The 11746-nt window shown below is 72.0% G+C and carries 10 protein-coding genes; 8 read left to right on the plus strand and 2 right to left on the minus strand.

Features of this window, described 5'->3' with window-relative positions:
• The first annotated feature begins 106 nt into the window (after positions 1-106).
• The 6 genes from tsf to ACN268_RS29030 all read left to right on the plus strand — a co-directional run bounded on the left by tsf (position 107) and on the right by ACN268_RS29030 (position 6807).
• Entirely contained in the window at positions 107-934 is an 828-nt protein-coding gene (gene tsf / locus ACN268_RS29005) for a translation elongation factor Ts (RefSeq protein WP_421486180.1), read from the plus strand.
• 171 nt (positions 935-1105) lie between these two features.
• Complete coding sequence (gene pyrH / locus ACN268_RS29010) at positions 1106-1873, plus strand: UMP kinase (RefSeq protein WP_088645508.1); 768 nt, start codon at positions 1106-1108, stop codon at positions 1871-1873.
• An 86-nt stretch (positions 1874-1959) separates the two neighbouring features.
• Positions 1960-2517, plus strand: coding sequence for a ribosome recycling factor (frr, locus tag ACN268_RS29015; protein WP_421486182.1), 558 nt, complete (start codon positions 1960-1962; stop codon positions 2515-2517).
• Positions 2518-3012: 495 nt separating this feature from the next.
• Positions 3013-4296, plus strand: a complete 1284-nt coding sequence (locus ACN268_RS29020; protein WP_421487023.1) for a phosphatidate cytidylyltransferase — start codon at positions 3013-3015, stop codon at positions 4294-4296.
• A 104-nt stretch (positions 4297-4400) separates the two neighbouring features.
• Entirely contained in the window at positions 4401-5552 is a 1152-nt protein-coding gene (rlmN, locus tag ACN268_RS29025) for a 23S rRNA (adenine(2503)-C(2))-methyltransferase RlmN (protein ID WP_421486183.1), read from the plus strand.
• Between the two features lie 22 nt (positions 5553-5574).
• Positions 5575-6807 (plus strand): DivIVA domain-containing protein, encoded by a 1233-nt coding sequence (locus ACN268_RS29030; protein WP_421486185.1) that lies wholly within the window; start codon positions 5575-5577, stop codon positions 6805-6807.
• A 70-nt stretch (positions 6808-6877) separates the two neighbouring features.
• Here the strand turns inward: ACN268_RS29030 and ACN268_RS29035 are convergent, their stop codons facing one another.
• Entirely contained in the window at positions 6878-7099 is a 222-nt protein-coding gene (locus ACN268_RS29035) for a DUF2631 domain-containing protein (RefSeq protein ID WP_088645513.1), read from the minus strand.
• A 261-nt stretch (positions 7100-7360) separates the two neighbouring features.
• On the opposite strand from ACN268_RS29035, the gene ACN268_RS29040 reads away from it, so the two are divergent.
• A complete protein-coding gene (locus ACN268_RS29040; RefSeq protein WP_421486186.1) occupies positions 7361-8911 on the plus strand; it encodes a Rieske 2Fe-2S domain-containing protein in 1551 nt (516 codons plus the stop codon).
• 173 nt (positions 8912-9084) lie between these two features.
• The gene (locus tag ACN268_RS29045; protein WP_421486188.1) at positions 9085-9762 is read left to right on the plus strand and encodes a TMEM175 family protein; all 678 of its coding nucleotides are present in this window, start codon (positions 9085-9087) and stop codon (positions 9760-9762) included.
• Positions 9763-9802: 40 nt separating this feature from the next.
• On the opposite strand, the gene ACN268_RS29050 is transcribed toward ACN268_RS29045, so the two are convergent.
• Positions 9803-11404 (minus strand): phytoene desaturase family protein, encoded by a 1602-nt coding sequence (locus ACN268_RS29050; RefSeq protein WP_421486189.1) that lies wholly within the window; start codon positions 11402-11404, stop codon positions 9803-9805.
• Positions 11405-11746: the final 342 nt, after the last annotated feature.

Genomic DNA, 11746 nt, shown 5'->3' on the forward strand with positions numbered 1-11746 from the left:
ACCGGGCGGCGGGGTGCGACGGTTTCTGCCGGGCACGTCCGGCGCTGTTCCGGGTAGACCGGTATCTCAGACCACCCACCGCAGTCTCAACACCGAAGAGAGAGTCATGTCCAACTTCACCGCCGCGGATGTCAAGAAGCTCCGCGACCTCACCGGCGCCGGCATGATGGACTGCAAGAAGGCGCTCACCGAGGCGGAGGGCGACTTCGACAAGGCCGTCGAGATCCTGCGCGTCAAGGGCGCGAAGGACGTCGGCAAGCGGGCCGGGCGGACCGCCGCCAACGGCCTCATCGCGCACTCGGGCAAGGCGCTGCTGGAGCTCAACTGCGAGACCGACTTCGTGGCCAAGACCGACGCCTTCGTCGCCCTGGCCCAGCAGCTGGTCGAGCACGGTGAGCGCAGCGGTGTCGGCACCGCCGAGGAGCTGCTCGCCACCGAGCTGGACGGCAAGACCGTCGCCGACCTGGTCCAGGAGCAGTCCGCCAAGATCGGCGAGAAGCTGGTGCTGAACCGCTTCGCCAAGCTCGACGGCACCGTCGCGGTCTACCTGCACCGCAAGAGCCAGGACCTGCCGCCGGCCGTCGGCGTGCTGGTGGAGTACACCGGCAAGACCGACGAGGCCGCCGACGCCGACGCCCGGGGCACCGCGATGCAGATCGCCGCGATGCGCCCGAAGTACGTCACCCGCGACGAGGTGCCGGCCGACGTCGTCGAGTCCGAGCGGCGCATCGCCGAGCAGACCGCCCGCGAGGAGAACAAGCCCGAGGCGGCCCTGCCGAAGATCGTCGAGGGTCGGGTGAACGCCTTCTTCAAGGACTACGTCCTGATCGAGCAGGCGTCGGTCGCCGACAACAAGAAGACCGTCAAGCAGGTGCTGGCCGAGGCCGGCATCGAAGTGACCCGCTTCCTCCGGTTCGAGGTCGGCCAGGCCTGAGCCGCCCACGGACCGGGCGCGGACACCGCGCCCGGGCGGGCACGCAACGTCGACGAGGAGGCCGCCGGTGTACGTGACAGGCACCGCGGCCTCCTCGTCACATAGGGTCGGCAACGGGCAGGTACGCGGTGACGCGGCGCGGTCGACGTGCGCGCGGGAAGGGCGGGGCGGATGACACAGGTTGTGAACGACCGGAGCCTGGAGGCGGACGACCCGACGGCGCCGCCGCCCGGCCGCGCCCGCCGAGTGGTGCTGAAGCTCTCCGGCGAGGTGTTCGGCGGTGGGGCGATCGGTGTCGACCCGGACGTCGTGCAGGCCATCGCCCGGCAGATCGCCACCGTCGTACGACGTGGTGTGCAGGTCTCCGTGGTGGTCGGCGGCGGCAACTTCTTCCGGGGCGCCGAGTTGCAGAAGCGCGGCATGGACCGGGCCCGCGCCGACTACATGGGCATGCTGGGCACCGTGATGAACTGCCTGGCGTTGCAGGACTTCCTGGAGAAGGAGGGCATCGAGACGCGCGTGCAGAGCGCGATCACGATGGCCCAGGTCGCCGAGCCGTACATTCCGCTGCGGGCGATCCGGCACCTGGAGAAGGGTCGGGTGGTCATCTTCGGCGCGGGCGCCGGGATGCCGTACTTCTCCACCGACACGGTGGCCGCCCAGCGGGCCCTGGAGATCCGCGCCGACGTGGTGCTGATGAGCAAGAACGGCGTGGACGGCGTCTACAGCGCCGACCCGCGGATCGACCCGGACGCCAGCAAGTTCGACTCGATCACCTTCTCCGAGGTGCTGCGCCGTAACCTGCGGGTGGCCGACGCGGCGGCGTTCAGCCTCTGCATGGAGAACGGGCTGCCGATGCTGGTCTTCGGCGCCCAGGGCGAGGACACGATCATCCGGGCCGTCGGCGGCGACAAGATCGGTACGCTGATCACCGCCTGACCGATCCCGCCGGCCACCGCAGCGGTCCTCCGCACCAGAGCAGCAGATCAGCCCACGACGAGCAACAGAAGGAGGCGAGGAGACCGGTGATCGACGACACCCTCCTCGAGGCCGAGGAGAAGATGGAGCGTGCGGTCGAGCACGCCAAGGAGGAGTTCGGCGCCATCCGTACCGGTCGCGCCAACGCCGCCATGTTCTCCAAGGTCATCATCGACTACTACGGCACGCCGACCCCGCTGCCCCAGATGGCGTCCATCGGGGTGCCGGAGCCGCGCATGGTCATCATCAAGCCGTACGACAACTCGCAGATCAATGCCATGGAGAGGGCGATCCGCGACTCGGACCTCGGGTTGAACCCGAACAACGAGGGCAACCAGCTGCGCATCCTGCTCCCGCAGATGACCGAGGAACGCCGCCGCGAAATGATCAAGGTGGCCCGGCACAAGGGCGAGGAGGCCAAGGTGGCGGTCCGCAACGTCCGCCGCAAGGGCAAGGAAGAGCTGGACCGGCTGGTCAAGGACGGCGAGGTCGGCGAGGACGACGGCCGCCGCGCCGAGAAGGAACTCGACGACCTGACCCAGCGGTACGTGGCCACCGTCGACGAGCTGGTCAAGCACAAGGAGTCGGAGCTGCTCGAGGTCTGACCTCCCGGCCGCCACGGCACCGGCGCGGCACCGCCTGACGGCGGCGTCGCTCCGGTGCCGCTGTCGTTGAGGTCGCCGCCGTCGTTGAAGTCTCTGTCGTTGAGGTCTCTGTCGTTGAGGTCTCTGTCGTGAGGTCACCGCCGTCGGGGAGGTGGTCGTGTCGTGGAGGTGTCGGCGGCGGGGACCGTCTCCCCGATCGCCCGGGGCTCGGGCCGGCGGGGACACCACGCGGAACCCACCGTCTCCGCGCGGTGACGGGCCGCCGCGACGGGGCCGACGGGCGGGCGGCACGGACGCCACCGCTGGCCAACCGGGCCCGGCGTCCACCGTGCCCGGCCGGCCCGTGCAGTAGGCTCGGCACGATTCCCGGCCACCTGGCGGTGAACGGCGGGGATCGATCGGTCGTCGGGCCGGTCAACCGAAGTAGTCACGCGGGTAGGGGATGGTTGTGGTCTTGCGTCATGTGGTGGCACTCGTACCGTCGTCCGGTACGTGATGTCCCCCCTCGACCCCTACAGCGGCACCGAGCCCCGTGGCTGGGAGCGGTCCGACCGTCCCCCGGCGCTGCCCTGGCCGGACCGGGAGGTCGAACCGTGGTCTCCCCGGCAGTCGGGCACCGACCTGTCCGCGGTGCCGCAGGCTCCGCCCCGACCGCCCGTGCGCCGGCACGACGAGTCGCCTGACGGTCCGTACGACCCGCCGCCGGCCGGGCGGCCGTTCGCCGACGACGACGCCCCGACCTCGCAGCTACCCCCGGTCCGCGACGACGACGCCCCGACCGCCCAGCTGCCTCCGGTCCGCGACGACGCCGTCCCCACCGCGCCGCCGTTCACCCCCGTCCGGGACGACGACGCTGTCCGGCCGGAGGCCGACGCCGACCCGCAGGAGCCACCGCCCGGCCGGCGGTCCCGGGGCCGGCGGCGGGCCAGCGCCGAGCGGCCCGCCACCGGGCAGCCGTCGACCGGCCGGGCCGGGCGCAACCTGCCGGCCGCGATCGGGGTCGGGCTCGGGCTCGGTGCGCTGGTCCTGGTTCCGCTCTTCTTCTTCCTCCCCGGTTTCCTGGCCGTGCTGGCCGGCGCGATCGGGGTCGGCATCTGGGAGATGGCCCGCGCGGTACGGCGCAGCGGCGCCCATCCGCCGCTGGTGCCGCTGCTCGCCGGTGGTGTGCTCACCATCGGGCTGGCCTGGTTCGCCGGCCCCGACGCGCTGAGCCTGGGCCTGCTGGTCACCGTGCTGGGCACGATGATCTGGCGGTTGGGTGACGGTCCGGCCGGTTTCCAACGGGACATCACCGCGGCCACCCTGATCGCGGTCTACGTGCCGTTCCTGGGCGGCTTCGCGGCGATGCTCGCGGCGGCCCCCGGCGACGGCCCGTTGCGGGTGCTGGTCACCGTGGCCGGCGTGGTGCTCTCCGACACCGGCGGGTACGCCGCCGGGGCGAACTTCGGCAAGCACCCGATGGCACCCCGGATCAGCCCGAAGAAGTCCTGGGAGGGGTTCGCCGGTTCGATCGTCGCGGCGGCCGTCGGCAGCGCCCTGCTGATCTGGTTGCTCTTCGACGTGGCCCCCTGGTGGGGCGCGCTGTTCGGGGTGGCGGTCTCGGTGGCGGCGGTGCTGGGTGACCTCGCCGAGTCGATGATCAAACGGGATCTGGGCGTGAAGGACATGAGCAGCCTGTTACCGGGGCACGGGGGGCTGATGGACCGGCTGGATTCGATCCTGTTCGCCGTACCCACCGCTTATCTGCTGCTGGCGGTCCTCGTACCGGCGGTGGGCTGAGGGATGAATCACGCGGTGCCACCCGGACGGTCCCGGCGGTGGGGGTCGATTCGGCGCCTCCGGACGGGCGGCTGCGGCACACGGCGTGACAGACTGGACCAGCCATGACGAGCCTGCCTGTGATCCCCGTTGACCCCGACGCCCCCGGCCGCCGCCCGGCGATGCCTCCCCGGCACCTGGCCGATCTCGATCTGCCGGGCCGGAAGGCGCTCGTCACCGAGCTGGGCGAGCCGGCCTTCCGGGCCCGGCAGATCTCCCACCACTACTTCGGTCGACTGGTCCGCGACCCGGCGGAGATGACCGACCTGCCGGCGGCCAGCCGGGACCGGCTGGCGGGGGCGCTGCTGCCCCGGCTGCTCACCCCGGTCCGCGAGCTGGCCTGCGACGACGGCGCCACCCGCAAGGCGCTGTGGCGGCTGCACGACGGTTCGTTGGTGGAGAGCGTGCTGATGGGCTACCCGGACCGGGTCACCGTCTGCATCTCCAGCCAGGCGGGGTGCGGCATGGCCTGCCCGTTCTGCGCCACCGGCCAGGCCGGGCTGACCCGCAACCTCTCCGCCGCCGAGATCGTCGACCAGGCGGTCTACCTGGCCGGCGTCGCCGCCTCGGGCGCGGTGGCCGGTTCGCCGCCCCGGCTGTCCCACGTCGTGTTCATGGGCATGGGTGAGCCGTTGGCCAACTACTCCCGGGTCGTCACGGCGATCCGGCGGCTGGTCGCGCCGGCCCCGGAGGGGCTGGGTCTGTCGCAGCGTCACATCACCGTCTCCACGGTCGGTCTGGTGCCGGCCATCCGCCGACTGGCCAGCGAAGACCTCTCGGTGACCCTTGCGTTGTCGCTGCATGCGCCCGATGATGAGCTGCGCGACGAACTCGTGCCGGTCAACCAGCGCTGGAAGGTAGCCGAGGTGCTGGACGCAGCGTGGGACTACGCGGCGACGACGGGCCGCCGGGTGTCGATCGAGTACGCGATGATCAAGGACGTGAACGATCAACCGTGGCGGGCCGACCTGCTCGGACGCCTGTTGGCCGGACGGTCGGCGCACGTCAACCTCATCCCGCTCAATCCGACGCCGGGCAGCCGGTGGGACGCCAGCGCCAAGCCGGTGGAACGGGAGTTCGTCCGACGGTTGCGCGGGTCCGGCGTGTCCACCACGGTGCGTGACACCCGGGGGCGTGAGATCGACGGTGCGTGCGGGCAGTTGGCTGCCGCGGGGGACAGTGACAGCGAAGCGCCGCGTGGGCGCGACCGGGCGTAGCGGTACGAGACCAGGAGACATAGTGGCGAGTCAGGGTCAGCGTTTCCGGCGTAAGGCGCTCCGCCGGGGCTACAAGGTCGACGAGGTCGACGCCTTCCTGGATCGGGTGGAGGCGACCCTCGCCGGTCAGCCGGTCGGTGCTCCGGTGGCTTCCCAGGAGGTCCACGACGTCGTCTTCCGGGTCCGCTTCAACGGTTACGACGAGTGGCAGGTCGACCTGCACCTGGACCGGGTGGAGCGGCAGCTGGCCGAGCTGGAGGAACGGTCCGCCCCGGCCGGTCGCGGTGCCGACCCGCGCGGCGTGGACCGGCTCGCCCCGCCGATGCGTGACGACCACCGGGGCCTCCCGCAGACCCCGCCGCCGATGCCGCCGCGCGCCATGCCGGCGCAGCCCGGCCCACCCGACCGCTACGGCAGCCGCTACGACGAGCCGACCGGCGCCTTCGCCGGCGGCTACGACGCCCCGCGTGGCGGGTACGACGCTCCACGCGGCCAGTTGGGGCCGGGCCCCGGCGGCCCGATGGGCCCCGGTCCGGGTGCGCCGATGGGTCACGGTGGCCCGCCGCCGCGTGGTCTGCCGGCCGGTCCGGGCAGTGGCTACGGCCCACCCCCCGACGAGCAGCGTTTCGACGGGTTCGAGGCCGGTCGGCACGGCCGTGCCGACATGACCGCCGAGATCCGGATGCCGGACCGGGACCGCATGCCGGACCGGATGCCCGACCGGGACCGCATGCCGGAGCGGGACCGCATGCTGGACCGCGACCGGATGCCCGAGTACGACCGCATGCCGGACCGGGACCGCATGCCCGACCGGGACCGGATGCCGGAGCGGGACCCCATGCTGGACCGCGACCCCCGGGACATGCGTGGCCGGGGCCCGGCCGGCCCGCCGCCGATGCCGCCGCAGTCGTTGGGTGGCCCGCCGCTGGGTGGCCCGCCCGCGCCGATGGGTCCGCCGGTCGGCGGCCCGCCGATGGTGGGTCCGCCGATGGCCGGCCCGCCGGGCAGCGAGCTGTACCGGGTCGACCAGATCCGGCGCAGCTTCCAGGTGCGCCGGTTCGGCAGCGGGTACGACCCGGACCAGGTGGACCGGTTCTTCGAGAGCCTGCTCGGTGGGATGCAGGGCCGCAACCAGATGCCGGTCAACCCGAAGGACCTGGACACGTTGCGCTTCGGGCTGGTACCGGGCGGCTACTTCGAGGCCGAGGTCGACGCCGCGCTCAAGGACGTGCAGGACATCCTCTTCGGCCGGTGATCCACCACACGTGACGAGGGCCCACCCCCGACCGGGGATGGGCCCTCGTGGCGTTGCGGGGGGCGGTGCGTCAGGAGCGCAGCCCGCTGCGACGCAGCACGGCGTCGCCGACGACGATCGCCAGCAACAGCACGGCCAGGCCGACCAGCCAGATGTCCTCGACCTTGCCCTCGTGGTTGCCGCACAGCATCGCCAGCAGCGCCAACGCGGAGAGCACCGCGCCGATCCGCCCGGCCTTGCGGTGCCCGGGCCTGTGCTGATCTGGCGCGGTTACCGGCTCGCTTCCTGCCACTGTCGGTCCTTCCCTCGCGATCGGATCTCCGGTTAGTCTGGCACGCCCCGCCCCGGGCCCGGTGCGGGGTCCGCCCTGCTGGGGGCGCGGTGCGGCGCAGGACCACGCCACCGGGTGGGATGGCCGGCCGGGGTGGTACCCGGGCCCAAGGTCCCCTTCCGGTGGGGCGGGTCGGCTCTACCGGCGTCGCGGGCCGTCGACCACACTGCCTCCGGTAGCGTTCTGACGTACACCTTGATTGTCTGTTTGAGGGGGACTGCGGTGCGAGTGACCGGTACGGGACACGCCAGCATGCGGATCGACACGGCTGCGGGCAGCATCCTGTGCGACCCGTGGGTCAATCCGGCCTACTTCGCCTCGTGGTTCCCGTTCCCCGACAACTCCCTGCTCGACTGGGAGACCCTGGGCCGGGTCGACTACCTGTACGTGTCGCACCTGCACCGGGACCACTTCGACGCCAAGCACCTGCGCGAGTTCGTCTCGAAGGACGCCACCGTCCTGTTGCCCGAGTTCCCCACCTCGGAGATGGAGGACGAGCTGCGGGCGCTGGGCTTCACGAAGTTCCTGCGGGCCCCCAACGAGCAGGTGGTGGAGCTGGACGGCGGCCTGAAGATCATGATCCAGGCGTTGACCAGCCCGACCGACGGCCCGATCGGCGACTCGTCGCTCTGGGTGGAGTACGACGGGGTCCGGCTGCTCAACCAGAACGACGCCCGCCCCACCGACCTGACCGTCTTCGCCGAGCTGGGCCACGTGCACGCGCACCTGCTCCAGTTCTCCGGCGCGATCTGGTACCCGATGGTCTACGAGCTGCCGCAGGCGGCGAAGACCGCGTTCGGCAAGCAGAAGCGGGAGCGGCAGTTCGACCGGACCTGGCGCTACATCGACGACCTGAAGGCCGACCACGTCTTCCCGATCGCCGGCCCGCCGTGCTTCCTCGACGACGCGTTGTGGCAGTTCAACGACATCCACGGCGACGAGGGCAACATCTTCCCGGACCAGTCGGTGTTCCTGTCCGAGTACGCGAAGGTCGGCGGCACCAACGGCATCGTGCTGCTGCCGGGCAGCGTCGCCGAGGTGACCACCTCCGGCGCGACCACCACCCACCCGCAGCCGGTCGAGGAGTTCTTCGCGAACAAGACCGCGCACCTGGAGGAGATGCGGGAGCGTAAGCGCGGCGTCATCGAGGCCGAGAAGGCGTCCTGGCGGCACCCCGAGATCGACGTGCTGGCCGGGATGAAGCGCCGGATCGAGCCGCTGCTCGACGAGTCGATCTACCTGGCCAAGGGCGTCGGCGGCCCGGTCCGCTTCGACCTGGTCGGCTACGACGGCGACAGCGTCGAGTCGATCGTGGTGGACTTCCCCGGCAAGCAGGTCCGGCCGTACGCCGACGAGAAGGTCCGGTACCGGTTCCGTACCGAGCGGGCGCTGATCGAGCACCTGCTCTACATCGACGAGGTCGACTGGGTCAACTCGCTCTTCCTGTCCTGCCGTTTCTCGGCGGCCCGGATCGGGCAGTACAACGAGTTCGTCTACGCCTTCTTCAAGTGCCTGTCCACCGAGCGCCTCCAGTACGCCGAGGGCTGGTACGACGAGCACGAGCGGGCCGTCGACGCCGAGGACGTCACCCTGGGCGACTGGGTGGTGCAGCGCCGCTGCCCGCACCTGAAGGCGGACCTGACCCGGTTCGGCATCGTCGAGGGCGACCAGCTCACCTGCCAGCTGCACGGCTGGAAGTTCGACCTCCCCTCCGGCCGCTGCCTCACCAGCGTCGGCCACAAGATCCGCGCCGCCCGCACCCAAACCCCCTAACCCCCCACCCCCGTCCCACCCCACCCCCTCCCACCCCACCCCACCCCCATTTCCGGCGATCATGGAGTTGTGCTGGGCCGCAAAGGCCCTGAACCGGTACACCCCGGGCACCACAACTCCATGATCGACACAGGCATGGAGGGCGGAGGGTGAGGGTGGGCGTAGGGGGTGGGGTGGGGGAGGATGAGGAGGGGGCGTACGAGTTCGGGCAGCGGCGGGAGAAGGAGCGGGACGCGTCGCGGGTGGAGGCGTTCAGCGACGCGGTGATCGCGATCGTGCTCACCCTGATGGCGGTGGAGCTGCTCCAACTCAGCCCGCAGCGGCCCGAGGGCCAGGACCTGCCCGGGGCGCTGTTCCACGAGTGGCCCGCCTACCTGGCGTACGTGATCACGTTCGTGATCGTCGGGCAGGTCTGGTTGACCCACCACAACATGTGGCGGTACGTCGTCAAGGTCGACCAGATGCTGCTCGTCCTCAATCTGCTGTTGCTGCTGTTCGTCGCGGCCATCCCGTTCGCGGCCAGCCTGCTCGCCGACAACCTGCGGGGCACCGTCGCCGACCAGCGGCTGACCGCCGCGCTCTACGTGGGCACGGTGCTCGGCGAGGCGCTGTTCTTCAACCTGAGCTGGTGGTGGGCCCGGCGTCGTCGGTTGCTCGACCCGGGGCTGGACCCCCGGCTGGCCCGCGCCGTGGCCCGCCGGTTCCTGCTCGGCCCGGTGCTGTACGTCGTCGCGTTCGGCATCTCGTTCGTCGACCCGGTGCTCAGCCTCGCGGCGTACTTCCTGCTCACCGGGCTCTACCTGGTCCGGGGCCCCGGCGACCTGCCCTCCTCCCGGCCGACCCCCGCCTGAGCGGAGGCCGGACCGGTCGGGGTCAACGGCCGGTCGGGCGTCAGCGGCCCAGGTCGGCGAGGATGCGCTGGGCGGCGTTGTGGCCGGCCGCGCCGATCACGCTGCCCGCCGGATGGCAGCCGGCGCTGCCGGCGTACACCCCGTCGATGCCGGTGGCGTACGGCATCCGGTCGGTGAACGAGACGGTGTTGTCGACGTGGTGGATGTGCCCGCCGGTGATGCCGAAGTGCGCCTCGATGCCGGGCGGGGGCAGCGGCACCGCGTCGGCGATCAGGTCACCGGTGCCCGGGGCGTACCGTTCACAGATCTCCACCAGCCGGGTGACGTAGCCGGGCAGCGCGGTGTCCCAGTCGGTGCCGGCCAGCGTGTAGGGCACCGACTGGACGAACAGCGCCGACGAGTGGTGCCCGGCCGGGTCGGACAGCGACGGGTCGACGGTGGTGTGCAGGTACCACTCGATGGTCGGCTCGTCGGGCAGCCGCCCGGCCCGCACGTCGGCCCACATCGCCCGCAGCGCCGCCATCGGTGACTCGCCGCCGCCCCCGACCAGCGACGCCGACCCGGGGAGCAGGTGGATGGTGGACCCGAACGGGCTGGGCGCGTCGGCCGGTAGGCAGGAGAACCTGGGCAGCCCGGTCAGCGCCAGGTTGAGCTTGAGGGTGGTGCCGGGCCGGCGGACCGCCGCCATCCGCGCGCCCAGCTCCGCCGGCAGCGCGCCGTCGGGCACCAGCTCCATCAGCCGGTACGGGTCACACGCGCCGAGTACCACCTCGGCGGCGACCTCCCGCCCGTCGGCGAGCCGGACACCCGACGCCGCGCCCCCGGACAGGGTGACGGCGTCGACCCGGGCACCGGTCAGGATGGTCGCTCCGGCGGCGCGGGCGGCCTCGGCGAAGGTGCGGGAGACGGTGCCCATCCCACCCTCGGCGATCATCCAGGTGCCGTCCGCGCCGGGCAGCCGGCACATGTTGTGCACCAGGAAGTTGTGGCCGGTGCCGGGGTCGTCCGGTCCGGCGTTGAGCCCGGACAACCCGTCGGTGACCGCGTACATGCTGACCAGCAGCTCGGAGCGGAAGTCGAAACGGGCCAGGTAGTCGGCGACGGAACCACGGACCAGGTCGACGAAGACCTGCCGCAGCTCGGGGCGGACGTAGCGCTCGGCGGTCTGCTCCACCGGCAGCGGCTCGGCCAGCCAGGCCGGGGCCAGGTCGGCGCGCAGCTGCGCCAGCTCGGTCTGGAGCGCGTCGTCGGCGGCCACGTCGGCGGAGGAGAAGAACTCGGTGAGCTGCCGCCGGGTCGCCGCGGTGTCGCTGCCGAACAGCAGGTACGGCGCGCCGGGCCCGCCCGGGGTGGGCAGGAAGTAGTGCGGGTCCCGGCGCAGCACCGGGATGCGGACGTCGAGGGTGGCGAGCAGCTCCGGCGGCATCAACCCCAGCAGGTACGACCCGGTGGAGTGGCGCAGCGCGGGCACCTTCGGGAACGGGTTCTCGGTGCGGGTGGCCCCGCCGATCACCTCCGCCGCCTCCAGCACCAGCACGTCCAGCCCGGCGCGGGCCAGCAGGACGGCGGAGACCAGCCCGTTGTGCCCCGATCCGACGATCACGACGTCGGCGCGGGACGGCAGCTCACTCGCATCGCTCATGCCTGCGCAGCCTAGTGCGGTACGCGGCGTGAGGTCTGCCGGCTCGACCGGCTGTTGCGGGCCGCCCGGCTGATCCGGGTCGGCCTGCTGACCCGGGCCGGGGTCCTGGCTGACCCGGGGCGAGCGGGTGTCGGCGGCATCAGGCGCGGAACACGGTATGCCTGTGCGGCATGAATATGACCCACAGGCATACCGGTCACCACGGGAAGCGGTGCCCCGCCCGCTCCGGTGACCCGGGGGCGACCGGCCCGGCCCGTCGAACGTGAACGGTTGTTGCGATAGTGGACGGCGATCGCTGCGGGGCCGACGCCGGCCGGACGGCCCGGACGCGGGCAACGACGG

The sequence above is a fragment of the Micromonospora sp. WMMD735 genome (assembly GCF_049178995.1).
GTDB classification, from domain to species: Bacteria; Actinomycetota; Actinomycetes; order Mycobacteriales; family Micromonosporaceae; genus Micromonospora; species Micromonospora wenchangensis.

Bases quoted from the DNA above. Each gene is read 5' to 3' on its own strand.
- tsf (WP_421486180.1), top strand. From the start codon at position 107: ATGTCCAACTTCACCGCCGCGGATGTCAAGAAGCTCCGCGACCTCACC.
- pyrH (WP_088645508.1), top strand. From the start codon at position 1,106: ATGACACAGGTTGTGAACGACCGGAGCCTGGAGGCGGACGACCCGACG.
- ACN268_RS29050 (WP_421486189.1), bottom strand. From the start codon at position 11,404: ATGAGCGATGCGAGTGAGCTGCCGTCCCGCGCCGACGTCGTGATCGTC.
- rlmN (WP_421486183.1), top strand. From the start codon at position 4,401: ATGACGAGCCTGCCTGTGATCCCCGTTGACCCCGACGCCCCCGGCCGC.
- ACN268_RS29020 (WP_421487023.1), top strand. From the start codon at position 3,013: ATGTCCCCCCTCGACCCCTACAGCGGCACCGAGCCCCGTGGCTGGGAG.